The sequence below is a fragment of the Mesorhizobium metallidurans STM 2683 genome (assembly GCF_000350085.1).
GTDB lineage: Bacteria > Pseudomonadota > Alphaproteobacteria > Rhizobiales > Rhizobiaceae > Mesorhizobium > Mesorhizobium metallidurans.
The window spans coordinates 31,384-55,256 of record NZ_CAUM01000003.1 but is presented as its reverse complement, the minus strand read 5'-3'; the positions used below and the strand labels follow the sequence as shown (position 1 = coordinate 55,256).

The following is a 23,873-nucleotide window of genomic DNA, read 5'->3' as shown; positions in this document are numbered from 1 at the left end:
CCCGAGTTAAGATCAAGAATGTCGTTGACGGAATCAGCGCCCTTTTGCTGATCTCAGAGCAGAATGCTCTGATTGTGTATTCGCCGTTGTTGGCGGGGCAGATTCCGGCATCGAGCGCGGGCCACGCCTTCAATTCTTTCAGCGCGCCATGCACGGCTACGAGATCGTCCAGCTCTGTGCCCTTTGGGACAAACCGGATGGCAGCCTCCGCCCATAACAGCCTCGGCGACTGATCAACGGTGCGGCGTAGATGCCAATAAGGATACCGATCATCATCCCGAGCAGGAGGCTTCGACCGCTCACGGATCAATAGCCGTTGTCTCGGAGAAACTGGTCGATGGCTGCCTTTATGATCACCGTCATCTTGATGTCGTTGTCGAAGGCGGCCTTTTGCAGTCGCAGCTTCGTGTCGTAGTCCAGCGGGCAATTGACGTAATGCTTGGCTTCTCGCGCGTGCGCGCGTTTGAGGTCGCGCAAGCGATAGCGTCCCTCCTCCTGAGCCAGAGCACGTTCGATCGCCTTGCTCTTGCGTTCTTCACTGCTCGGGTTCGGCAGACTGCGCTGCGGCCGTTCTCTTGTCGCATCCGCTTCTGAAACCGGCGCCGCTGTTGGTTCCCTTGCAGCCGTTCCAGCCTCTGCCTTTTCCGACAAAGAGGCTGGTTTCATTGCGGCTTTGGATACCGTCTGCATTCGGGTCTGTACGGCCACGGTTGAACATCCTCCTTGGGTCGACATTGGCGCCTGAGACGATAGTGTCCTGAAGGTTCTGCAAAAAGCTTTGGAGAGAGAACAGCCCTTGCTCTGAGGCGAGGGGCGGCCATGGCACGCTGGTGACGTTACGATCACCGATTCCCGTGGAAGGGGAGTGCCATGACCAAGCGAGAAGTTAGACTGAGCGGAGGCGAGTTGAAAGCGTTGCTGTTGTCGGATGAGGACGGCTTTCGCAAGGTTTTGCAGACTGTCGTGCAGGAGACTTTGGAGGCCGAGATGACGGAGGCGGAACGGGAAATGCTCCGTGCCGATCTCGAACTTGCTGGAGAAGCTCGCGAGGCTGCTACTGGAATTGGCGAGGATGCTGACATAGGACTGGCGGACCTGCGAGTCAGTCATATCGACCTTCGCCTCCCGGCCTCGCCGAAACGCCGGAAGAGGTCGAACGCGGCCATGCCCTTTTCGTCGATAAAGGCAACCTTCGTTCCCTCGGCATTACCGACCGAGCCGCCGCGGCTCATGATGTGGCCCTGCGAGAGGAAGGAATTGTAGCGCGTATAGGCCCCGAGGACCTCGGGATGGGCTTCCTGGATCTTCCGTGCGACGGCCAGTATGCCGTCCCAATCGGCGGGCAGCTCCTTGTTGCCGCCCTGCACTTCGGCAATGAGATCAGCGTTGTAATAGAGGATCGGAAAGGCAAAGGCGACGCCGAGGGCATAGACCTTGTCGTTGATCTTGCCAGTTGCGACCACAGAAGGAGAATATTGGGTCTCACTCCATCCGCCGTCGGCCGCCATCAGGCCGTCCAGAGGCTGGATATGGCCGCCATCCGCGAGCAGCTTCAGGTAGTTGAAGCCCTGAAACGAGACGTCCGGCAGATCGTTTATCACGGCTTGGCGCATCCGTGCGCTGGATCGTGTCGATCTGGTGGCGCTGGGACGTGTCGATCTGAAAATGGATGGTCGGGTTCTTCGCCTCGAATGCGGTGACAAGGTCCTTGAACATGTCCGCAAAGATCGAGGGCGTCTTGTCGACCCTGAGGGTGATGTCCGCGGCCTGAGCCGGTAGGACAAGGGCTGTGCACGCGATGAGCATGGCCCCGAACAGTTTCGAAAACATCGGTCGTCTCTCCGTGGGTGATGGCCGCATGCAGCGGCCTGTTGCTTATGCGCCGGCGCGATTGCCGGCGGTCAGAAGTCCTTGGGCCGCCCGAGATTGGCGGCGATGATGCGCAGGCCGCACTCGATCGCCGCGTTCGAGCGGCGAGCTCAGCGACAGCCGCACGGCATTGGGCGGTGGCGTGTCGTCGACCGCGAAAGTGGCGGGGCGGACCAGAACCTGCCGGTTCTTGAGGCTGGCCGCGAAGGCGTGGCGGTCGTGGGCGGCGCTGAGACGCAGCCAGACGTGCATCGCGCCCGGCTTGGAAACCAGATCCGCATCGGCCAGGATCGATGACGCTAGCTTCTCACGTTCCGCACTCTCCTGCTGGATGGTTCTGCAGATCTCGTCGGCGGTACCGTTGCCGATCCAGCGAGAGGCAACAGCCGCGGTGAGCGAGGTCGGAGCCCAGAAGGAAAGGCGGCTGGCAGGACAGATGACGCGTTCCGTCTCCGCCAGCGACGGGCCGAGTTTGCCTTGAGGTGACCGAGATCCGGCTCGGAGCGGTAGCCTTGCGCAGCGTCTTCGGGTTGACGCCGATCAACCTGGCGATGCCGAGTTCGGGAATGCCATAGCCGGCCAACGCTTCAAACTGTCGACGGACGGCGGGATCGGCTTGGTGAGATGGTCGCGCCATCAGATTGTGTCCGCGCGGCGCTCAGCGCCTGTTGCCGCGGTTCGGTTGACCCCGGCGACGACAAACAGGACTGAAGGCTGACACAATGCTTCTGCCCGGGCCTGGTGCGTTGACCTCGTCGAATTCGGCTGAGGTTGGCTTGTCCGGGCCCTCATTGCATAGCTGAGGCACTCAAACGGAACATCGCAAACACCTCCGCCACAGATTTCGTCCAGGGAAGAACGAAGAAATGGCTTGACCGCTACCCGCAATTTAAGGGCCGATTGGCCCCCGGCAATCAGGGCCTCCTCGATATGTGCAGCCTTCGGCTTGCCCATCTGGGCCGCGCGACACCGTAATGCGATCAATTTGCGGGCAATGAGGCGCAAGATTATCCCAGATCCATTTGCCGATGTTCTCCAAGGATGGCACCGCCAAACCGTCAATGTCGTTCAGGTATGTATGGTCCAGGATTTTTTGCACCGAACTAATTCTCGGCTCTACCTCGTAAAGATTGGCCGGCCAGCCGAACACTGCATCAGGTGAGCCCTTAAAGTGGACTCGAACCCTGAAGGTGTGGCCGTGTAACCCGGAAAATGGCTGTAGCTGGTGGGCGGCCTCGAATGTGAACTCTTTGTATGTCTCGACCATGGCGACGCTGGCAGAACGTTCCAAAATTCACTCCTTAAAATGCCGAGGGCAAAGCTTCTGACATTGTGATTAATCAGTGTCAAACGGGCTGAGCCGGCCCCTGGCTCAATGGAAAGAGGCATTAGCCCGCGATTTTACGGGCGCAGTTAACGCGGCGTTCAAGGATCGCGACGCATTGAAAGCGCGTAGTGTAGTGAGGCAAAGGATAAAATGATGTCAGGGATTCGCGGCGCACTTGCCTTAGCTGTTGCGCTTATGCTGCTGACCATATCTCCGGGGCACGTTCAGGATCAACAGCTGTTGCCGCCAAAGGAGACGCCAATCCTGTCGATCGAGGGCAATATCCGAGTGACTAACGCCGATGGTATGGCGCAGTTCGATCGTGGGATGCTCGAGAAGCTCGGTATGACCACGTTGACCACCACTACGCCTTGGTTTTCCGGACCGGTCGAGTTTGAGGGCGTCTCACTCAAACGGATTATGGCGCTTGTCGGAGCGCACGGCACGGAAGTAGTCGCCATAGCTCTGAACGACTACCGTACGACAATTCCTCTTGAGGATTTTGACGACTTCGATGTGATATTGGCGCTGAAGCGCGATAAGCAATACATGCCGGTTAGCGATAAGGGGCCCCTCTTCGTAGTGTATCCTTACGACAGCGCTCCAGAATTGCAGGCCCAAAAATACTATGCACGTTCGATTTGGCAACTTTCACGCCTGATTGTGCGATGAACAAGAGATAATTTATGCGTTGTTGCGGGGTCCTCCAGTGGGCGCTTTTCACCCCTTAAAGATAGGTCTCAGCACCGCGATCATTGCTCTCAGCGTTGGCGCAGTTTATCTTTCGACGCTCATCTTCGAGCGTCAGGAGATGCTCGCCATGGTCTCGCGCTACAATGTGGCCTGGAGCGCAGGTCAGGGCGTGAACGAGTTTTTGCGGCTGCGTCAGCGCGTCAGCGAATTGGCGGCCGGTGAAGGCTCGAAGCAAGAGGCGCAGCTTCGGTTTGAAATTGTCAAGAATCGGCTTGAGCTGTTTCGCAGCGGCGAGTTTCAGCCGTTTGTGCTGGAAGCGGACGACCGGCAAAGGACGGTTGAATCACTATCCAACTTCCTCCATCGCGCCGAGATGCTGATCGAGCAGGTTGAGATTCCCGCAACTGCGAGAGCCATCCTATCAGAAATGGTCCCTCTGGAAGGAGACCTCATCGGTCTTGCCGCGGAGGCCAATAATTACGGCGGTCAACAGGTCGCGCGCGACCAACAAGAACTTCTGCAACTGCATTGGACGTTCTCTGCCCTGGCTTGGGGCCTCGTGCTCTGCACGTTTGTGCTTATTGTACTTTTGGAAAGACGGCACCGACTTCTTATCCAGGCTCAGCAAAAACTCCACGCGCTCAATGCGACATTGGTGCAAACGAGCGGGGACCTCGAGAAGGCCAATTCTGCAGCGCACGCTGCAAATGATGAGTTGATCACGCAAAACCGTCTGTTCGATAGTGCACTACACAACATGTCGCAGGGGCTTTGCATGTTCGGCGAAGACCGCCGGCTTATCGTTAGCAATCGCAGGTTGGCCGCCATGTATGGTCTGTCTCCGGAATCGCTGCGGCCGGGGAGTACCCTTGAGGATATCATACGGCTCACGGTCCAGGCGGGTATCTGCTCCCGGGACAACGCCGAGAATATCCATTCGGAACAACTTAGCCTGATTGCTCGAAAGAAGGGGGGTACGTTACTGCAGGAGCTGAGCGATGGTCGCGTGATTTCAATTTTGCATCAACCGATGAACAATGAAGGCTGGCTGGCTACTTACGACGATATCACCGAACGCCATCACGCTGAGGCCCAAATGGTGCACATGGCGCGCCATGACGCTCTCACTGACTTACCTAATCGAATTCTGCTTCGTGACCGGATGGTGAGTGAGCTGGCTCGGTGCCAAAGGCATCAGCGCTCTGCCGCGGTTTTCTGCTTGGATCTCGATCATTTTAAGAACGTCAATGACACGCTCGGACATTCCATAGGCGATCGGCTACTCCGCCAGGTTGCTGCCCGCATCTCAACCCTCGTTCGCCGAGAGGACACTGTGGCTAGGCTGGGAGGCGATGAATTCGTGATCCTGCAGGTGGATGTCACACAGCCAGCGGATGTTGACCAACTTGCCCAACGTATACTCGAGGTTCTTAGCGAACCATACCAGCTCGATGGGCATCAGATCCTTATCGGGGTGAGCGTCGGCGTAGCCGTGACGTCAGGGATTGTCGACGACCCTGACACGCTTCTGAAAAATGCCGACTTGGCGCTCTACCGGGCCAAAGAACACGGGCGTGCCACATATCGCTTTTTCGAGCCCGAGATGGATGCGCGTCTTCAGCGCCGTCGGACGATTGAACTCGATTTGCGTGCCGCCGATTTTGACCAGGAGTTCGATGTAGTATTCCAGCCGATCGTGAACATTCACACGCTGCAAGTCACCACACTTGAAGCACTGTTGCGGTGGCCGGGCTGCAGACACGGACCGGTCGAAACGGAGGAAATCATCGCCATCGCCGAAGACACGGGCTTGATCGTCAACCTGGGCGAGTGGGTGTTGGAAAAAGCCTGTCGAGCAGCTGTAAAATTGCCGGGCGAGCTCAATTTCGCAGTTAATCTATCACCAACGCAGTTCATGCGAGGCGATGTCGTTGAGATGGTCTCCAGAGTACTCGCCGCTACGGGATTTCCTGCTAATCGCCTTGAACTGGAAGTGACAGAAACGTTGTTGCTTGAGGACAGCCAAAGGTCATCCTGTGCGCTACCGGACTTGCGTGCGCTGGGTGTCCGCATATCACTCGACGATTTTGGCACCGGTTATTCCTCGCTCGGCTATCTCAGAAAATATACCGTGGACAAGATCAAAATAGACCGTTCCTTCGTGGAGCAAATCTCCACAAATCAGGATCACATGGCGATCGTGCACGCGATTGTCAGTTTGGCCCATGCTTTGGGCATGAAGACCACGGCTGAAGGAATAGAGACTGAGGACCAGCTGGAAATTATTCGCGCTACAGGTTGCGACGAGGTTCAGGGATATCTATTCAGCCCACCAAAATCGCTAGCTGAAATAACGGACTCCCTCGGCAATCGTAGGAGTAAAGCGGCTGCTGCGTAGCTTCTGTCAGCCCCGTGCCGTGAGGATCTCGCCTCCGACTGGAGCCCGGAAGCCCGTTCGCTCTATGCACCTGGCTTTGGCCCGTGGGAGCTCCCTCGCCGCCATTTGGCGGCATCGGCCATACGCTCCTTTGGCGTTAGTAGGATGGGCGCTCGGGTGTTGGTGGTAATCTCGATCTATATCGGGCCTGGAACCGCAACAGATGGCTGCGTTGGCGGAAAAATTGAAAAAATTCGATTAGCGCGGTATCTCGATGTTGATCCGAATGGCCAAGCTTGAGACAGCGCCGCGCTCGCTCCCTTACAAGTTGATCCTCCTATCTGCCCACATGGCCGCGACCTTCGCCCTGCGCAGCCTAGCCGTTTCCGTGGTTGCACGCTTGTCATTCTCCTCGGAGGTCAGCCGCATCCGGCGCAGGCTGGTGTTATCCTGCCGCCGTCTTTAGTCGTTGTGCCTTCCCAACAAGGCGACCGGCAGCCTGGCATACGCGGGAATCTTGGCGGCAAAAGAGGCGGACCGCCGTATGAGGCGCAATGGGGCGCGTCATGGGCTGAGGTTTGCAGGAGCTGCTGGCTCGGCGCTGGAGGGACTATCCCCAGCCTCGCGACCGTCAAGGAGGTCATGGACAGACTTGCCGAACTCGGCCCGGCTGCTCAACGTCAAGCCGGTCTGGCAGATCGCATCGCCAAGATGGAAGAAGGCGGCCTTCTCGCGCGAGCTTGCCGTCATGGCTGCAGAACTCGGACTGGAGCGACCAGCAGACAGTGCCCTGAGACTTTGGGCGCTGATGTCCGCCAGAGTGGAAGAGGCCCGGACGAAAAAGGCAGAAGGGGAATCCAAGCAGCTTGCTCTCGAGGATCAGAGTGTCAAAATCCGGGACCTGGAGGCGGAAATCGCGATTGCGAGCGCCGCAAATCTGAAATGACGCGACTATTCGGAGTATCATCCTTGCAGGACGTAGAGAAAAAGCTGCGCATGATCGAGCAAAGGAAAGACTTGCTCCGGCGTTGCAATGCCATCGAACGCGAAATCCGAGAGGCACGATCAATCCAGGACATGGGCGATGTCGAAGCGATGCTTGACGCCGCGGATCGGCCGGCGCTTGAGGCCGAGCAGGTAGAACCTAGAGCCCGGTTTGAGGATCAGGATCGGCGCGTACGAGAGCTGTTACGGCATACAGCAAAGCGTCCGACGAGGTGGAAGCCGTCGACGGCGATAGTGCCGTAGCTGCTCTTGATGAGCAAAGGCGCACGGTTCTCCTGGAAAATCGAGGATAAGGCGTTCAGGTACTTCCGCCTCAGGGCCGGCATCGTCGCAGCCGAGCAGGCCTTGCGCCTCTATCGCGACAGGCATCGCAGTTCGATGATGCTTCGCGCCTCGGCGACTTTTCAGGTGATCAGCCGGGGCGCCTATCGTGGTCTGGCGACCCAGCCCGACAAGGACACCGAAGTCCTTATTGGCATCGGGGCTGATGGGAGTTCGAGCCTGGCTCAGGAAATGTCAAAGGGGACGCGCTTCCAACTCTATCTCGCGCTCAGGGCTGCCGGCTACCACGAGTTCGCCCAATCTCGAACTCCTGTTCCCTTCATCACCGACGACATCATGGAGACGTTCGACGACTTCCGTGCCGTGGAAGCCTTCCGGCTATTCGCCGACATGGCGAAAGTGGGGCAGGTAATCTACCTGACACATCACCAGCATCCTTGCGATATCGCCAGGAGGGTTTGTCCAAATGCGCATACACGAGTTGGCGGCGCCACTCGTCCAGGAACGCCGAGCTGCGTGAGTCGTCGAAGCCCCAGAGCTGCCCTATCAAGGCCGGCCGGGCCGGAGACCAGCACCCGGCAGCCGGGCAGCGCGCCAAAAGGACCCCGCCCGTCATATGAACTGCATCCTTCATAGTGCGTCGTAACATTTTGATGCTGCACTGCGGAACTTTGCGGTAAAGCGGGAGTTCTCTGTGCTTCCAGCAAGCGAGGGCTCGATGAGGCGCTACAAGATTCTGCCGTCGGAATCAGGGCTGTGGTATGTGATCGATAGCCTGACAGGGCTTCCCGCCGAGAGATACGGTCGGCCGCTCACCGGGCTGACCCGGTACGAGGCCGAAGAGGCTGCCTTTAACCTCAGCGAGAGCACTCCGCCATGGATGGCCTTGGTCAGACCTCGCAGACGTTAATCAAGGCTGCCGATTCCACGGATGGTCGGACGCGATGCGCCTCCCACTCCATCACACCCGTTCGCGTAACCTCTCACCTCTTCCTTCTGGATGCGTCATGGCAGGGGGCGCATGTGCTCCCCAGTTCGCCGTAGCATAAGAGCCGGACCGTCGCGGTGCGCCACCAGATGGTTGGCGACCGTGGCCGGAACCGTCGCCCGTTCTCTTGCCGATGAAGTGCGGGGTGCCCGACACCGAAATGGCGCGCGAGCTCCCGAACCTTCTGCCGATCCTGACACGGGCGATCGACTGGAGCCTCATCGAGCAGCAGTATGACGAGTTGATCAAATATGCGGCGGCCCTGCAGCACCGCACGGCCGATGCGGAATCGATCCTGCGCCGCTTTGCGCGGGCGAGCGTGCAGCGCCCGAGCTACAAGGCGCTGGCCCAACTCGGCAAGGCAATCAAGACCATTTTTCTCACCGCTATCTCGGCTCGGAAGCCTTCCGGCGCGAAATCCACGAAGTGTCGCTTGGCAGTTAATGGTGAGAACGCAGTCGTTCGGTCAGGTTTGGCAGTTTATTGCGAGAATGGCGTAGCCCGGATTCTGCATTTTATCTGCAATCGCATCAGTGTGAAGGTCATGAATCCTTTTAATTCTATAAACCGGAATTCCGCTTGCAGTGGTGCTGAACTCCCTGGCGAGGCGACCGGCATCTTCGTGCTGGAGGAGAATACCGGACCGGTGCGTCGCGCGGTGAGCAAGCACGACGGCCCGACCTTCGACGAGTTCGATCTGGCGAAACTGCCGCTCTTTCGCAACGTGGTCGATCTTCAGCGACAGCCTAGCGACCCGGCTTCTAAACGCCGTCATGGAGTAGCTCCTGCACTCGTTCGACCGAAATGTCCGATGCAAAGATCAGGTCGTGAGGGAATGTCCCTTCCCCGCAGATGATCGGCAGTCGCTCGATCGCGCGACGCACGGGATCGGCTTCTTCCGTGAACCAGCAGGTCGATATCAGAAGTAAAAAGGTTGCGGCGGTTACCGCGAACCCATGGCCGGCGCAGCAAGCGCTCTTTTCAGCAAGCGCCCTGGTCGGGAGCCGGTGAGGATGAAATTCGGCTCGGGTGCGACGATTACATGCTCGAGGTTCCATTCGGTCTTCCCGAGCGTGTCCGAAACTGAACAAGAATGTCGGAGCCCCACCCGCTGGCCGTTACAGCCAGGCACCGGCTGGCGAGCAAGCGGTGGAACGAAACGGAGCGCAAATCCGGCACGCAAATTGCTTTGATCTCGTAAGTGAGACGTCGGCAGGGCGTCGTGGAGGACCGAGAAATCAACCAGGAGCGTGCTCGATGCCCGCAATGAGACGGCCAGAACAGGACGATGAACCCAGCCACACCTGGGGAGCTGGACCGCTATAGCCAGCCGCGGCGCCTCCTCGTAGATCGCGCCTCCTTCAGCCAAGCCGTCCACCAGCACTACGAGGGCCACCCTATGCAGCTCTCGAACGTGGCCACAGCGCGCATGTACATTCAAGTGCGCCCCTCAGCCTTGCGTGGTCCGCTCGAAGCGCGCCAGGAACGCATTGTGTGTGGACGAGGAACGTGCGCTTGGCAGTTCAGGGGGCGAGCGCTCTCGCACTCCTCCGATGCGCCGCACCCATTCTTCTGATCAGCCGGTTTGACCCGCCATGTCGCCTTTGCATTTCATCTATCGTCCCTTTGAGACGCTTATCCGCCCGCTGGATATCCCCTACGCGCCTTTGCCGGCAACAGGTCCGTTTGCGCTGCTTCTGCATTTCGCACGCATGTTCCGTGGCGTGCTGGCGGCCATCGCCGTCCTCATGATGGCGGTCGAGGGAATCAACCTCGCGGTGATCTGGGGCATGTATATCATTGTGGACGGGGTGAGCACGAACGGTGCGGCGGTTTTCCTTGAGGAAGCTTGGCCTATGCTCACGTTCCTCGGCCTGCTGATGTTCCCCGTGCAACCGCTGCTGATGTTCATCGCCAAGACATTGGGTTCCCAGGCAGTGTCCGTATGCATGCCCGCGGCTATGCAATGGCATGGCTACAAGGCGGTCGAACGTCAGGACCTTGCATTCTTCCACGATCTCTTCGCCGGCCAGGTGGCGTCGCGCATTTCGCAACTCGCCGCCGCCGTGCAGCAGCAGATCGTCGTAGCGTCTTCCAGCATACCGTATTTTCTCGTGCAGTTTCTCGGTTCGCTTTTGCTGCTTGCCACGCTGTCCTGGCCGCTGGCGCTTCCGGTCTTTTTTTGGATCATGGCGAACGTCGCAGTCGCGGTTGTGGCAGTGCCATGTTTTGCCGTGCGGTCCCGCCACTCTGCCCGCGCGCGCAGCCTCGTCGTCGGCGCCATGACCGACCTCTACAGCAACATCCACGTGGTCAAGCTGTTTGCGGCCGAAGACAGCGAGGCGGACGCAATGCGCACCATCATGGGAGATGCCATCGAGACGCAACAGCTTGAACGGCGCATCCACTTAACAACCGACACCAGCGTCGTCCTGCTGAACGTCCTTCTTTCGCTGACCAACATCGCCGTCGGGCTCTGGGGACTCGTGGCCGGTTTTGTCACCACCGGCCAATTTGTTGCTTCAATCGCACTCGTTCAGCGGCTCAACGCCAACTCCCTGGCCTTTCTCCAGCTAGGACAGCAGATATTCCAGGCTGTGGGCACGATACGCGACGCGATGCCGGTCATCACCACGCCTTCAACGGTAACCGATGTCTCCGGAGCCAGGCCGCTGGCCGTTGTCGCCGGCACGGTCGAGTTCAGGGATATCCGGTTCGAATACCGGCAAGGAAAAGGGGTAATCGAGAATCTATCGCTCAGGGTCCGCGCCGGCGAGAAGGTCGGGCTCGTCGGCATGTCGGGGTCCGGCAAGTCAACGCTTGTCAGCCTGCTTCTGCGGTTCTTCGACGTAAACGATGGCGCAATCGTCGTCGACGGCCAGGATATCCGTTCGGTGACGCAGGCAAGCCTGCGTCAGAATATCGGGGTCGTGACCCAGGATGTCTCGTTGCTCCATCGCTCTGTCGGGGACAATATCCGTTACGGCCGGCCGGATGCCTCGCCGGAGGAGGTCGAACGCGCCGCAATGCTGGCCGATGCGGACGGTTTCGTGGCCGATCTCAAGGACAGCGAAAACCGCACCGGCTACGATGCTTTCGTCGGTGACCGCGGGGTGAAGCTTTCTGGCGGCCAGCGTCAGCGGGTCGCCATCGCTCGGGTGCTGCTTAAGGACGCGCCAATCCTCCTTCTAGACGAGGCGACTTCTGCCCTGGACAGTGAAGCCGAGGCGGCGGTCCAAGAAAAACTCGAGCTTATAATGGAGGGCAAGACGGTGATCGCCATTGCCCACCGCCTGTCGACGATTGCCAGCATGGACAGGATCGTCGTGCTCGACAAAGGGCGCATCGTTGAGGAGGGCTCCCCCTCGGAGCTACTCAAACGCGACGGCCTGTATGCCCGCCTGTGGCGGCGGCAGACCGGCGGCCACATTGCCGACAGTTCCGAGGAGAGATAAGCCGACTGGAAGGTCGTTCGTCACGGCTCCGCGCTGCTCGCAATGCTTGGCTGTTGTCGTAGAGAGCGGGCATGTTCGCGTTAGACAAATCTCGGCTTTCGCCGCCTTTGCCACAAGAGCTCTTCGGTTCTATCGCGAGAAGCTGACCGCCCGCGGCCGTGCCGATGCTGGTACCGCCGAGTCTTAAGCAGTGGTGATCGCTCGACTTCGTCTCCGACCGTTCCACATCCTCACTGTCGTCGACGATTGGACGCGGGACACAAAGCGCGCTGCTGAGGCGGTGCCCGAACGTGCAAGGACACAGAAGCTTACGATAGGAGGGGTGAGCCGAGTCGAAAAACGCATTGGAAACTCCGTCTGGTGCTATCCGGACCGGGTCACAAGGCGTGGTACAAGAGTTGGGTGGCGCAACACCGCTGGTTAATTGCGCCGGTGCTATCGCGGCCTCTGGTCCGCAACGGCGCAGGCAACACGCCGAGGAGGAGGGGCGCATGGCAGATTGCCCCAACCGGCTCGACGTCGCCATGCTCGACGAGCTTCGGGAATTGGGAACAGCGAACGCATAACCGGCAGGGCCGGGGGGTGGCTCGTTTGCCGACGCCACTGCAATTGGCCCCGCAACGGGGTCGCGAGCCGGAATTCAACCAGGCCGTTCGCCCTAAAACTGATCCAGCTCAAGGCAGCCCACCGCTACCCATGTAGAACGGGCAACGAGCGCGGTGCGCACCAGACAAAGGGCAATGACCAAAGCCGTCCTCGACATCGCATCGGAGTTCAACGTCTTTGGACCAATGCCCAGGAATGGTCGACGCGACAAACAACTCCCCGCGTACAGGCGCTGAGAGCCGCCGACGTTTAACGGAAAATCACAAACGGGCTATCCCGATCCCTGGGGGGCCAAGGAGGCCGCCCCATGAATCGCTGCACATCATCAGTTGCAATTCTTGCTTTCGCCACCGTCTGCACATTGTCCGCCGTCACTACGGCGGCGGATCGGACCATCTATGCAGCGCCCGACAGGAGCCTCGTGTTTCTTAGTGGCGTCGGCTACACGTGGCTCAAGGCCAACGAGCTTGTCTACGACACGGGCAGATCACAATGGGCACGAACAATCCGCCGCTTTCGCCCGAGGACGTCGAACGCTTCGGGCCTGATCCCCTTACCAGCTTCCGCACCAATCTGGCGTCGGTTGAAGAGCGCATCACGCTTGCTTGCGCACGGGCCGGGCGCGACCGTGCCTCCGTGCGGTTGCTGCCGATCACCAAGACGGTGCCGGCCCATATCCTGCGATATGCCTTCGACGTCGGCATCAGCACCTTCGGCGAGAACAAGATCCAGGAGGCAATGACAAAGTGCGAGGCGCTTCACGATCTCGCCATCGACTGGAGCATCGTCGGACATCTGCAGACCAACAAGGCCAAATATCTGACCCGCTTCGCGCGTGAGTTTCATGCGCTCGACAGCCTGCGACTCGCCGACCTTCTGAACACGAGGCTGGAGCGCGAAGATCGCTTCCTCGACGTCTATGTGCAGGTCAACACGTCTGGCGAGGACAGCAAGTTCGGCCTCCATCCGAACGCACTGCTGCCCTTCGTGGAGACCCTTGATCAGGTTCCCCGTCTCCGGCCATGCGGGTTGATGACACTTGCGCTGTTTTCCTCCGACATGGCCAAGGTGCGGCCTTGCTTCATTCTACTGCGCCGGCTGCGGGACAAAGCCGTGAAGCACAACGCCGCGCTCACCGGGCTCTCCATGGGTATGACCGGAGACTTCGAGGAAGCCATCGAGGAAGGCGCCACTGTCGTGCGCGTCGGTCAGGCCATCTTCGGCAAGCGGCCGACGCCTGACGGCCACTACTGGCCGGGTTTCGTCCCCACCGATCGAGGAATTGAACCATGATTTTTCGCAAACGGCCTGTCTGCTTTTCCGATCACCCCCGCCGATCGTTCCGGCCGGGTCGACGTTGACGCGCTACGGAAACTGGTCAGCCGGCTGATCGCGGCTGAGGTCGATTCCATCGGCCTGCTCGGCAGCACCGGCATTTATATGTCACTAATGCTTTCGCCAATCATCAATGTTGCAGAGATGGGCGCAGCGGCGAAGCTGCCAATCTCCCTCCTTGCGGGGGGGGATGGCCGGCAGGCCAGGGCGAAACATTCCAGAGACGCTGTTGAAGCATATCTCGCCGCTGAGTTGGGAACATATCAACCTGACAGGCATCTACACCTGGGACACCGAGCATCAGATGCCCGAAGGCTTTCGAACCCTTAGGCTACCGACCCCAACCCGGCGAGCCGCATGAGTTTCACGATCCGTTCGGGCTTAGCGCAAGATTTTGTACAGCTCTTGTCCTCACCCCAGATTGTGAGCTAAGGACACCTTTCGTCCTGACAATCATGGTATCCTGCAAAGAAGATGCGGAGTGGCAAGCGGCCAGTCACTCGGACACTGGCTGCCTGTGGGAATGTCCACGAGGCGAAACTTGGGTGAATCATATATGGGCACGTCGAGTAAGATGACGAGACGATATTTCGGAACGGACGGGATCCGGGGAGGGGCCAACAAATTTCCGATGACCGCCGAAGTTGCGATGAAGGTCGGCATGGCTGCCGGCCTGTCGTTCCAGCGCGGCCACCATCGCCATCGCGTCGTGCTCGGCAAGGATACGCGGCTGTCGGGCTATATGATCGAGAACGCGCTGGTCGCGGGCTTCTGTGCCGCCGGCATGGATGTGTTCCTGCTGGGGCCGATTCCGACGCCGGCGGTCGCCATGCTGGCGCGGTCGCTGCGCGCCGATATCGGCGTGATGATCTCGGCCTCGCACAACCCCTATTACGATAACGGCATCAAGCTGTTCGGCCCCGACGGCTACAAGCTGTCGGACGAGATCGAGATGCGCATCGAGGCGCTGCTCGACCAGGATGTCGACATTTCGCTGGCCGACGCGGATGGGCTCGGGCGCGCCAAGCGCGTGGACGGCGTGCACGACCGCTATATCGAATTCGCCAAGCGCACTCTGCCGCGGTCCATGTCGCTGGCGGGCCTGCGCATCGTGGTCGATTGCGCCAACGGCGCCGCCTACAAGGTGGCGCCGGCAGCGCTTTGGGAACTCGGCGCCGAGGTCATCACCATCAACAACGAGCCGAACGGCTTCAACATCAACGAGGAATGCGGTTCGACGCACCCGGTGGGCCTCTCCAAGAAGGTTCATGAAGTGCGCGCCGACATCGGCATAGCGCTCGATGGCGACGCCGACCGCATGGTCATCGTCGACGAGAACGGCGCTGTCGTCGACGGCGACCAGATCATGGCGCTGATCGCCGAATCCTGGCATCAGAGCGGCCGCCTGGCAGGCGGCGGCGTCGTCGCCACCGTCATGTCTAATCTCGGCCTCGAACGCTTCCTCGGTGAAGCCGGCCTGCAACTTCACCGAACCCAGGTCGGCGACCGTTACGTGGTCGAGCACATGCGCGCGCATGGGCTGAATGTCGGCGGCGAGCAGTCCGGCCATATCGTGCTGTCTGATTTCTCCACCACCGGCGACGGGCTGGTCTCGGCGCTGCAGGTGCTGGCCTGCATCAAGCGCCAGAACAAGCCGGTCAGCGAGATCTGCAAAAAGTTCGAGCCGGTGCCGCAGCTCATGAAGAATGTGCGCTTTTCCGGTGGCGAGCCCCTGGAGACAGCACCCGTCAAGGCCGCGATCGAGGATGCCCGCAACCGGCTCGGCAAGTCCGGCCGCCTAGTGATCCGGCCTTCCGGCACCGAGCCCCTGATTCGGGTTATGGCCGAGGGCGACGACCAGAAGCTGGTCGAGACGGTGGTGAACGACATCGTCGGCGTCATGGCCGAGATCAAGACCGCTGCCTAGACGTGCGGCGCTTGATGCGCCGATGGTCCTGCTCGATCCGATTGTTGAGGTACTTGCTCTTGCGGATGCGGATCGGCTTCAGCGCTCGTCGCGATCGATTCCGCAGACGGTGTTCGGCGTCGCAGGAAATGATCGCCTCATGATTGGTCGGGCTGCCGTCGATGACGATGCGATCCGGTCTGCCGTGGCGCTCCAGGGCCTTCCGGAAGAAGCGCTTGGCTGCCGGCAGGTCGCGGTGTTCGCTGAAGAAGAACTCGACCGTGTCGCCGACGCCGTCGACGGCACGATAGATACATCCATTGGCCGCGTATCTTGATTATGTCTCGTCCATGTGCCACTTGCCGGTGACGGCGCGCTTGCGCCCGTTGAAGCGCTCCAGAAGCTGGGGCGAGAAGTGGACGACCCAGCGGTGCACAGTCGAATGGTCGACGTTCAGGCCGCGTTCGGCCATCATCTCCTCCGGACGCGCAGGCCGAGATTGTAGGCCAGATACCAGCGCACGCACAGCAAGATCACTGATCGGTCGAAATGACAGCCTTTGAACATAACAAGCGCGCTCCCCGAAAAAGAGAGGGCTTCGTGCCAGATATGGCTGCCATTCCGTTTGCGACAGAACCACCGAGCCTCCATCATTCAGTTCCGCCAGTTCAGCGGAAGGCCGACGCTTTCGCGCTCGCCGGAGCGCCTCGTTGAGAGCGATGCGGGTGAGCCAGGCAATTGAGCATGTTTTATCCTAGCGTTCAGAAACAAGCCAGTTCAGGCGCTATAGATTCCAGTAGGGCAGCCAACTCAGGTTCGTCGACCAGGAGTGCTGCTTGATGGGGCTTAAGCCAGCCCCGTTTTCGATACTTCCACTCCTTCCATTCATCCAGCTCCTGCTGCACATAAAGCGGGTATACTTCAACAGTTACCGGGACAAACGTGTCCTTCAATCGCTTCCAATAATGGAAGCTGCCAACGGATTGCTCATGCAAAGTACCCACTACGCCGGCTTCCTCACCCGCCTCCTGAGCTGCAGCCTCGCAGTCTTGTCGACCCTTCATCGGCCACCCCTTGGGCAAGATGAAGCGGCCCGTTTGCCGAGACGTTAGCAGCAAGATTTCATCGTCTCCGTCTGCAGTGCGGCGATAAGGCAATGCGGCAACCTGTGCGATGGGCGTACCACGGCGCGCTCGCTTCTCCAGCTTCTTATTCTTCAACCGGCCATCCATCTCGCTAAAACCTTAGCCCGTATTGTCGGTAGCAGGCTAAATTTTGGCGATAGCCACAGCTGGGTTCTTGGACGACTCCGACGTCGTCTTTGCACGCAAAACTGCCAATCTTCAATCAAGGCGTGAAGGATCTTCGTTCAGTCAATTTCGTTTGAGTCAATCGTACTGCTTGCCGTGAATGGCAGCTATAAGGCAGCGAAATATGAAGGGCAACTCAGGGTCACGATTTGCCCTTGAAGTTCCCCAGATCGAGAGTTCGCAAAGCGTTTCCGTTTCGCCCGTGCAACGGCCACGCCGCCTGTATAGCGCAGGCATTGGGTCTCGGCCGATCGACTGTCTATCGGGAAATGAGGCGACTGGGCATTAGTCGACCGGCGTAGCGAGCATTTCCGACGTGGCCCTTGGCGTTTGCCTCCGACAGGCGCTCGCTTACCTGAGGCGCCATACGATGCCCGTGGGTATCCCATCAGGCCTTCAGGTGACGGAAGAACCTTTGGGCAATCGACCAACTCTGCCAGATCGATTGTTTGTGTGGCCGCAACTCATCGACGACGTCGCCCCAGTGGCCGCCGCGCGCCTCGGCCGAGCGGACGAGTTGGCGCCGACGTTGCAGTGGCGATCCGCGTCGTCATGGCCGGCAATCCAGGTCGAATAAGGCTTTGTCGCAAACCTCCTACAACCCGCTACGTTGCAGGAGTTAGTTGCTAAAACCGAGACGAGCCGAGATGGACACTAGGGTGGACACTACCAAACACGGAGTTTGATATGACGACGGGAGTGTTTGCGATGGTGTTTGGCGCGGCTGTTTTGCATGCGGCATGGAACGCCTTGGTCAAGGTGAATGCCGACAGGCTAGTCATGATAGCAGTCAAGCTGGCCATATATTTGGGCTTCATGTGTGCTTAATACTGCCTACTGCGTATTTCTGATCAATGCATATCGTTATGGAGGTCTGAGCCACGTTTACCCCATTTCTCGGGGTTGCTCACCGCTGGTCGTAGCGTTCATCTCCGTCGCGATCGTGGGTGAAACACTGACCATGCAGGCTGGCTTTTCGGTTGTTGTTATCGCTCTGGGTATCATGAGCCTAACCGTGACGCGTGGCGCGGGAGGCTTCCGGGAACCAAAAGCAATGCTGTATGCGGTGGGCACGGGCGTATTTATCGCCGGATATACGGTCGTAGATGGTTTAGGCGCCCGTCTTGCCGAAAGCGCAGAAAGCTACACTTTCTGGGCTCACCTCTTCAACGGTATTCCGATAACCTTGGTGGCGTTGTATCTGCGAAGGGGGCAGGTTCGGGTCTCGCTGCAGAAATGCTGGAAGGTCGGAGTGCTCGGGGGGCATGATTTCTCTGTTGGCGTATTGGATTGTCACTTGGGCAATGACAAAAGCGCCTTTGGCTTTGGTATCCGCAGTCCGGGAATCAAGCATGGTGTTCGCTGGGGACTGTCAGGAATTCTGTGCGCTGAGCTTCGTCGGTACGAAATGCACCCACACCCACGACAAGAGGCGTTTTGCCGCCGATGCATTCCACGGCAGCCTGGACGGCACGCTTCCTTTGCTCCCTCGTGAGGTAAGCATAGCCGCCCGTGCTTCCGAGCAGCCCGATGGAGTCTGCTCCCGCGTGGTGAATGCGCTCGAGAAAACGAGCCAGTGCCTCGGTGTCGACATGCCCTTCCGTATCGGTTGGCGTGAGGGGGAACGCCGACAGGCCACGAAACAAAGTCATCATCTATCTTTCCGAAACTACATACGGGAAAGCAGCATGCGCAGCCCGGCGAACGCGAAGAAGATCGCCAGCAGACTTTCGATCCAGCGGCGACAGCGGCGATACAGAGCCACCATCGGCGGTGTGGAGAAGACAATGGCGTAGCCGCAGAAGATCGTGACACTTAGGACGGCACAGCCGCCCAATATCGCCGCGATGCTCTGCCACGACGAATTCGGGCCGATCCCCAGCGTGACGAGCGCGATCCATGCCAGCACGGATTTTGGGTTCGCCAAATGCATCAAGAAGCCCCTTCTATAGAGCTCACCCCGTGAAAGAGCGACTTCGTCGGCCGACGCGCGTGCCGCCAGCTTCTCGTTCGACGTAAGCGCCGACCGTCCCGCCCTGAAGGCGAGGAATAGCAGGTAGAGGCCGCCGAAAATCTGCAGAACGAGCAGTGCCTGGGCGTACCTGGCCAACAGGGCGGAGATGCCGGTCGAGGCCATCAGACCCCAGAAGATCGAGCCGCTGACGACGCCCGAGGCGAGCATGAGCGCAGCACCTCTGCCGCGAGCCATCGCCACGCCCATGATGCGCATGTTGCTGGGGCCCGGGCTTCCCGCGGCAATGACATATGCAGCAAAGACAATGAGCAACTGATGGAGATCGACATTCATTCTCGGAGCCCTTGAAATTCTCATTCAAATCAATAAATGCGACCGCTCGACCGGAACGTCATTAGGTGATGGCGATAGCTTGGCTGACGATCCTGCAGCCCGGCATCAACGCGTTCAGCCCTCCGACCAGGGCATCCGTCGCCTCCGCCAGCGCTTCGTCGGGCATGGTTTCCAACGCCTCCAATATGAACCATATCCGGGCTGTTGCGGCCTCCAGGCGGGTTCGAGTTCCTTGTCGCCAGTTCCAGCGTCTGCAGATGACGCCAATGTCGTCGCGCCAGATGACCTCTCCCAATAGAGGAGGATCGTCGACTGCCTCCCCGTTCATCAGAGTGTCGAACGTCTCGGTCCCGTCCGCGATCGTCAGGAAGGGTCGCCCGACATAGGCGTCGTGGTTCTCTCCGCCCACCGGGATTGCGTATTTCAGGCTGACAGCGTTGTAGAGATCGACGACTGGGTTGATCGTGGGAAGGGTGCCGTCTTTCAGAACCCGCTTTCTGAGGGCCTGGGCTGAGCACGGCGTGCGGTTAGGCTTCGCGCCAAAGAGGACGTAGGCGTCGGACCAACTCACCAGATGAGCTTCTGCCCAAGCCGGGCCACCCGCCAACACGCAATCGCAGGCTTCAGCAAGCAATCGAGGATCGAAATGTCCTTCTGCAGCTGAAGTGGCATCGAAGTGGACGCTCACGGCTCTAAATCCCGATGCAATATTCTGAATTCGACCATCGATGATGGGACCCTCAAACATCCAGGCAACTCCATCAATTCAAGCGCAAGCAATCCAAGAGCCGCGCGACCAGTGACGATCGCTTCCTTGACTACAAGCTAACATTGCAGTTGGCTGGCCCAAATTAAACTGCCACTTTTGGAGATTTTCATTGGTCCAGTATAAGGAGGGTTCTCGCAGGACGGGAGCGACGCGTCGAATTTATCAATCCTTGGTCAAGCAGATCGAGGCGTGAGGACGGTGTCGGTGACGCTCTACCTTCAAGTCGCTCGCTTGCGGAAGAACTGGGTGTTTCGAGGAGACTGTGACCGCCGCATTCGACCAACTCATTTCGGAGGGCTATGTCTGGGCAGCAGGGACGGAAAGCGTCGGTTGCGGCCGCAGGGCGGCCGAGCCAGGTCACCCCGGCCGACGGTTCGGCGATGGCCACGCGCCAACTCTCAGCCTATGCAGCTCGTGCGATGGCTCTGCCGTCGAACAGCACCGCCGGGAGGCCGCCGCTTAAGTTCGATTTCTGCCACGGGGATGTCGCGTCAGCGGACTTCCAACGGCCCCCTGGCGAAAGGCGATGAACACCGCCTTACCCACGCATCGCGACAGATTGGGACGATGGCCCGGCAGGAAGCCATAATGGTGTTGGCGTAACGCTTTTAGGTTGAATGCCCGATGCGAAGGTAGCTCAGGCGGTCGCCTTTTGCGGCCGGCTGAACGTATTTTCCGGGCGCGGCAAACCGAAATGGTCTCTCAGCGTTGCCCCGTCATAGTCGTGCCGGAAAAGTCCGCGCTTGCGCAAGATCGGTACCACCTCTTCGGCGAATATAGCGAACCCGCCTTGCAGATAGGGTGGCATGATATTGAAGCCGTCCGCGGCACCATTGTCGAACCATTCCTGGATCTTGTCGGCAATCTGTTCGGGCGTCCCGGCCTGGACCCAATGGCCGCGCGCCCCGGCGAGGCGGTGGAGCAACTGGCGGATAGTTGGATTTTCGCGCTCGATGATGTCGAGGACGACGTGGAAGCGGCTGCTCGCACCGCGCTCGCCCTCTACGTGGATAAGCTCACGCGGAAATGGCCCGTCCAGATCGTAGCTGGAAAGGTCGGCGTCTACGATGCGGCGTAGCTGGTGAAGAGAATATTCCGGCTGCGTCAGCTCATTGAACTCGTCATGCAGCGCGCGGGCTTCCGCCTCGGTGGAACCGATGAAGGGGCTGATGCCGGGCAAGACCTTGACGTGGTCAGGGTTGCGGCCAACCGACTTCACGCGCGCTTTGATGTCAGCGTAAAATTCCTGCGCGTTGCCGAGTGTCTGATGGGCTGTGAATATCGCCTCGGCATAGCGGCTTGCGAATGACCGTCCGTCTTGCGACGAACCTGCCTGGACGTAGACCGGACGCCCCTGCGGCGAGCGCGGAAGCGTGAGCGGTCCCTTCACCCGATGGTATTTGCCGATGTGGTTGATTGGGTGGATCTTGTCGGTGTCGGCAAAGATTCCGGACTCCCTGTCCGAGACGAGCGCGTCGTCCTCCCAACTGTCCCAGAGCTTCGTCACCACATCAACGAACTCGCCGGCGCGCTCGTAACGATCGGCGTGGGTTGGATGTCGGTCAAAGCCGAAATTCAAAGCTGCGGACGCATCGCCCGTCGTGACGATGTTCCAGCCGGCGCGCCCGCCGCTCAAATGATCGAAAGAAGCAAACAGCCGGGCCAGGTTGTAGGGTTCGTTGTAGGTGGTCGAAGCCGTGGCGATGAAGCCGATGCGTTCCGTCACAGCAGCGAGAGCCGAAATCCATGTCAGCGGCTCCAGTCTGAAGCGGCTTGCGTAGCGAATGTTGTCGGCAAGCGCGGGCCCATCGGCAAAGAACAGCGCGTCGAATTTGCTCGCCTCGGCCTTTTTCGCCAGTTCCTGATAATAGGAGATATCCAGCACTCTCTCAGGGGCGGAATCCTTGTAGCGCCAGCCGGCTTCATGATGGCCGCCAGGATAGATGAAAAGGTTGAGATTCAATTGTCGTTTTTCGGCGGGCATAGTTCGTCCTCCTGGGTGGTGATGCTGAGCGACAGGTCTTGGGGGGCCGTTCAGACGGGCAACACAGGCTTTGTCTCGACGCCGAGATGACGCAGAAGATGGGAGCGGATCTCGCCGAACCGGCGATCGCCGTGATCGCGTGGCGTGGGGATATCGATCGCGATGTCGGCGGCGATCGCGCCGTTGTCGAGCACCAAAACCCGGTCCGCCAGCGTTACGGCTTCGTCCACATCATGGGTAACCAGCAGCACGGCCGGCTGGTGACGGGCGCAGAGCTGGCGCAGCAGATCGTGCATGCGCAGGCGGGTCAGCGCGTCAAGCGCGCCAAACGGCTCGTCCGCTAGCAGCAGCTCAGGATCACGAACCAGCGAGCGCGCCAATGCCACCCGCTGCTGCTCGCCACCAGAGAGTTCGACCGGCCACGCGTTCTCGCGGCCGCTCAGGCCAACCTCTTCGAGAGCTACCCGTCCGCGTTCGGCGGCTTCCGGCAGGTCGAGGCCAAGAACCACATTCTCCAGCACTCGTTTCCATGGCAACAGCCGGGCATCCTGGAACACCACCGATTTCTTGTCGGGTGTTTCGAGTCGGCCGGAGCCGGAGACTTTGTCGTCGAGATCGGCGAGCGCGCGCAACAATGTACTCTTGCCCGACCCGCTACGGCCGAGAAGGGCGACGAACTCCCCCTTCTCGATGTCGAGGCTGAGGCCGTCGAGGATGGTTCGCGGCCCGAAACTTCTCACAAGGCTCTCGACCCGCACCACCGGCGCGCCGCTCAATCCGCCAAGGTGCGACGCCATGACAGGGACCTTTCCTGGAAGAAGCGGACGATGCCGTCGGAGGCTAGACCGAGCAATGCGTAGACGACGAGGCCGACGATGATGATGTCGGTCTGGCCGTAGTTGCGTGCGAGATCGATCATGTAGCCGATGCCGCTGGTGGCATTGACCTGTTCCACCACCACCAGAGACAGCCAGGCATAGGTCACCGCAAAACGCAGGCCAAGGAAGAACCCTGGAAGGGCGCCGGGCAGGATGACCTGGCGGATGAATTCGCCGTAGCCCATTCGCAAGGTCTGGGCCAGTTCGACATAACGGCTGTCTATGCTGCGCAAGCTGCTGTGGGTCTGGATATAGATCGGGATCAGGACAGCCAGCGCGATGGTCGTTACTTTCATGCCCTCGCCGATGCCGAACCACAGCATCAGCAGCGGGATCAGAGCGAGCGTCGGTATCGCCCGCTTGATCTGAACAGCGCCGTCGATGATGGCCTCACCAAGCCGCGACAAACCTGAAATGAGAGCAAGGATGGTCCCGATCAGGATTCCGAACACCAGCCCCTGTGCTGCCCGCCAGGCAGACGTCATCAAATGATGCTGAAGCTTCCCTTCGGCGATGAGATCGATGGCGGTGCCGATAACCGACCAAGGCGCCGGCAGCGTTCTTGGATCGATCAGGCCGGCGATACTGCCGATGGACCAGATCACGAGAAGAAGTGCGGGCCCGATCAGCGCGCCAAACGGGATCGTTCGCCCAAGTGCGAGTCGCCTCGTCCCGGTCTTGCGGGGCTCCACGGCTGGCGGGATCAACAACCTTTCATCCGATGCGGCAGGAAAGGCGGGGGCAACTGCGGCGGTGTTGGAGAATGCGTTCATCGGTGTCG

Annotated in this window: 19 protein-coding genes and 5 pseudogenes; 11 read left to right on the top strand and 13 right to left on the bottom strand. The window is 59.6% G+C overall.

What is annotated here, in order from left to right:
* A partial coding sequence (locus MESS2_RS32920; RefSeq protein WP_209436068.1) for a hypothetical protein occupies positions 1–233 on the top strand: 233 nt, incomplete at its 5' end.
* A gap of 73 nt (positions 234–306) precedes the next feature.
* Here MESS2_RS32920 and MESS2_RS33165 read toward each other — a convergent pair.
* From MESS2_RS33165 to MESS2_RS00560, 5 genes are all read right to left on the bottom strand, one after another.
* Entirely contained in the window at positions 307–1,110 is an 804-nt protein-coding gene (locus tag MESS2_RS33165; protein ID WP_244439826.1) for a hypothetical protein, read from the bottom strand.
* Positions 1,107–1,601: an ABC transporter substrate-binding protein gene (locus tag MESS2_RS00570; RefSeq protein WP_157357556.1), complete on the bottom strand. Its 495-nt coding sequence runs from the start codon at positions 1,599–1,601 to the stop codon at positions 1,107–1,109. The genes MESS2_RS33165 and MESS2_RS00570 overlap by 4 nt, the downstream gene beginning before the upstream one ends.
* A complete protein-coding gene (locus MESS2_RS32640; protein WP_008872062.1) occupies positions 1,483–1,830 on the bottom strand; it encodes a hypothetical protein in 348 nt (115 codons plus the stop codon). Before MESS2_RS32640 ends, MESS2_RS00570 begins: the two co-directional genes overlap by 119 nt.
* A gap of 45 nt (positions 1,831–1,875) precedes the next feature.
* Positions 1,876–2,121 carry a hypothetical protein gene (locus MESS2_RS00565; protein ID WP_008872061.1) on the bottom strand — a complete coding sequence of 82 codons (246 nt, stop codon included), beginning with the start codon at positions 2,119–2,121 and terminating at the stop codon, positions 1,876–1,878.
* 637 nt (positions 2,122–2,758) lie between these two features.
* A complete protein-coding gene (locus MESS2_RS00560) occupies positions 2,759–3,160 on the bottom strand; it encodes a 6-carboxytetrahydropterin synthase (protein ID WP_008872058.1) in 402 nt (133 codons plus the stop codon).
* A gap of 189 nt (positions 3,161–3,349) precedes the next feature.
* Here MESS2_RS00560 and MESS2_RS00555 point away from each other — a divergent pair, with 189 nt between their 5' ends.
* From MESS2_RS00555 to glmM, 10 genes and pseudogenes are all read left to right on the top strand, one after another.
* The gene (locus MESS2_RS00555; protein WP_008872057.1) at positions 3,350–3,868 is read left to right on the top strand and encodes a putative pterin-binding protein; all 519 of its coding nucleotides are present in this window, start codon (positions 3,350–3,352) and stop codon (positions 3,866–3,868) included.
* A 37-nt stretch (positions 3,869–3,905) separates the two neighbouring features.
* Entirely contained in the window at positions 3,906–6,287 is a 2,382-nt protein-coding gene (locus MESS2_RS00550; RefSeq protein ID WP_008872055.1) for a putative bifunctional diguanylate cyclase/phosphodiesterase, read from the top strand.
* A gap of 631 nt (positions 6,288–6,918) precedes the next feature.
* The gene (locus tag MESS2_RS00535; protein ID WP_008872053.1) at positions 6,919–7,212 is read left to right on the top strand and encodes a hypothetical protein; all 294 of its coding nucleotides are present in this window, start codon (positions 6,919–6,921) and stop codon (positions 7,210–7,212) included.
* 311 nt (positions 7,213–7,523) lie between these two features.
* Positions 7,524–8,189 carry an ATP-binding protein gene (locus tag MESS2_RS00525; protein ID WP_008872051.1) on the top strand — a complete coding sequence of 222 codons (666 nt, stop codon included), beginning with the start codon at positions 7,524–7,526 and terminating at the stop codon, positions 8,187–8,189.
* A gap of 488 nt (positions 8,190–8,677) precedes the next feature.
* Positions 8,678–8,964, top strand: a pseudogene (locus MESS2_RS30485) (Tn3 family transposase); the annotation flags it as partial.
* Between the two features lie 151 nt (positions 8,965–9,115).
* Positions 9,116–9,253: pseudogene (locus MESS2_RS32100) on the top strand (phenazine biosynthesis protein PhzF); the annotation flags it as partial.
* Positions 9,254–10,136: 883 nt separating this feature from the next.
* Complete coding sequence (locus tag MESS2_RS00510; protein ID WP_008872048.1) at positions 10,137–11,996, top strand: ABC transporter ATP-binding protein; 1,860 nt, start codon at positions 10,137–10,139, stop codon at positions 11,994–11,996.
* 1,098 nt (positions 11,997–13,094) lie between these two features.
* Entirely contained in the window at positions 13,095–13,895 is an 801-nt protein-coding gene (locus tag MESS2_RS00505; RefSeq protein WP_008872045.1) for a YggS family pyridoxal phosphate-dependent enzyme, read from the top strand.
* 15 nt (positions 13,896–13,910) lie between these two features.
* Positions 13,911–14,046, top strand: a pseudogene (locus MESS2_RS34050) (dihydrodipicolinate synthase family protein); the annotation flags it as partial.
* A gap of 465 nt (positions 14,047–14,511) precedes the next feature.
* Positions 14,512–15,864, top strand: a complete 1,353-nt coding sequence (gene glmM, locus MESS2_RS00500; RefSeq protein ID WP_040591682.1) for a phosphoglucosamine mutase — start codon at positions 14,512–14,514, stop codon at positions 15,862–15,864.
* Between the two features lie 4 nt (positions 15,865–15,868).
* Here the strand turns inward: glmM and MESS2_RS30465 are convergent.
* The 8 genes and pseudogenes from MESS2_RS30465 to MESS2_RS00450 all read right to left on the bottom strand — a co-directional run.
* A pseudogene (locus tag MESS2_RS30465) lies at positions 15,869–16,410 on the bottom strand (IS6 family transposase); the annotation flags it as partial.
* Between the two features lie 194 nt (positions 16,411–16,604).
* Complete coding sequence (locus tag MESS2_RS00485; protein ID WP_244439824.1) at positions 16,605–17,063, bottom strand: NUDIX hydrolase; 459 nt, start codon at positions 17,061–17,063, stop codon at positions 16,605–16,607.
* Between the two features lie 1,478 nt (positions 17,064–18,541).
* Positions 18,542–18,805, bottom strand: a pseudogene (locus MESS2_RS00475) (dihydrodipicolinate synthase family protein); the annotation flags it as partial.
* Between the two features lie 17 nt (positions 18,806–18,822).
* Positions 18,823–19,461, bottom strand: a complete 639-nt coding sequence (locus MESS2_RS00470; RefSeq protein ID WP_008872035.1) for a LysE family translocator — start codon at positions 19,459–19,461, stop codon at positions 18,823–18,825.
* A gap of 61 nt (positions 19,462–19,522) precedes the next feature.
* Entirely contained in the window at positions 19,523–20,209 is a 687-nt protein-coding gene (locus tag MESS2_RS00465) for a B3/B4 domain-containing protein (protein WP_040591679.1), read from the bottom strand.
* Positions 20,210–20,867: 658 nt separating this feature from the next.
* On the bottom strand, positions 20,868–22,214 hold the full coding sequence (locus MESS2_RS00460; protein ID WP_008872032.1) for an LLM class flavin-dependent oxidoreductase: 1,347 nt from the start codon (positions 22,212–22,214) through the stop codon (positions 20,868–20,870).
* A gap of 50 nt (positions 22,215–22,264) precedes the next feature.
* Positions 22,265–23,011 (bottom strand): ABC transporter ATP-binding protein, encoded by a 747-nt coding sequence (locus tag MESS2_RS00455; RefSeq protein ID WP_040591678.1) that lies wholly within the window; start codon positions 23,009–23,011, stop codon positions 22,265–22,267.
* Positions 22,987–23,865 (bottom strand): ABC transporter permease, encoded by an 879-nt coding sequence (locus MESS2_RS00450; RefSeq protein ID WP_008872030.1) that lies wholly within the window; start codon positions 23,863–23,865, stop codon positions 22,987–22,989. The genes MESS2_RS00455 and MESS2_RS00450 overlap by 25 nt, the downstream gene beginning before the upstream one ends.
* Positions 23,866–23,873: the final 8 nt, after the last annotated feature.

Excerpts from the sequence above, each read along its gene's own strand:
- MESS2_RS33165 (WP_244439826.1), bottom strand. The coding sequence starts at position 1,110 with ATGACTGACTCGCAGGTCCGCCAGTCCTATGTCAGCATCCTCGCCAAT.
- MESS2_RS32640 (WP_008872062.1), bottom strand. The coding sequence starts at position 1,830 with ATGTTTTCGAAACTGTTCGGGGCCATGCTCATCGCGTGCACAGCCCTT.
- MESS2_RS00565 (WP_008872061.1), bottom strand. The coding sequence starts at position 2,121 with ATGCACGTCTGGCTGCGTCTCAGCGCCGCCCACGACCGCCACGCCTTC.
- MESS2_RS00555 (WP_008872057.1), top strand. The coding sequence starts at position 3,350 with ATGTCAGGGATTCGCGGCGCACTTGCCTTAGCTGTTGCGCTTATGCTG.
- MESS2_RS00525 (WP_008872051.1), top strand. The coding sequence starts at position 7,524 with ATGAGCAAAGGCGCACGGTTCTCCTGGAAAATCGAGGATAAGGCGTTC.
- MESS2_RS00510 (WP_008872048.1), top strand. The coding sequence starts at position 10,137 with ATGTCGCCTTTGCATTTCATCTATCGTCCCTTTGAGACGCTTATCCGC.
- MESS2_RS00505 (WP_008872045.1), top strand. The coding sequence starts at position 13,095 with ATGGGCACGAACAATCCGCCGCTTTCGCCCGAGGACGTCGAACGCTTC.
- glmM (WP_040591682.1), top strand. The coding sequence starts at position 14,512 with ATGACGAGACGATATTTCGGAACGGACGGGATCCGGGGAGGGGCCAAC.
- MESS2_RS00470 (WP_008872035.1), bottom strand. The coding sequence starts at position 19,461 with ATGAATGTCGATCTCCATCAGTTGCTCATTGTCTTTGCTGCATATGTC.
- MESS2_RS00465 (WP_040591679.1), bottom strand. The coding sequence starts at position 20,209 with ATGTTTGAGGGTCCCATCATCGATGGTCGAATTCAGAATATTGCATCG.
- MESS2_RS00460 (WP_008872032.1), bottom strand. The coding sequence starts at position 22,214 with ATGCCCGCCGAAAAACGACAATTGAATCTCAACCTTTTCATCTATCCT.
- MESS2_RS00455 (WP_040591678.1), bottom strand. The coding sequence starts at position 23,011 with ATGGCGTCGCACCTTGGCGGATTGAGCGGCGCGCCGGTGGTGCGGGTC.
- MESS2_RS00450 (WP_008872030.1), bottom strand. The coding sequence starts at position 23,865 with ATGAACGCATTCTCCAACACCGCCGCAGTTGCCCCCGCCTTTCCTGCC.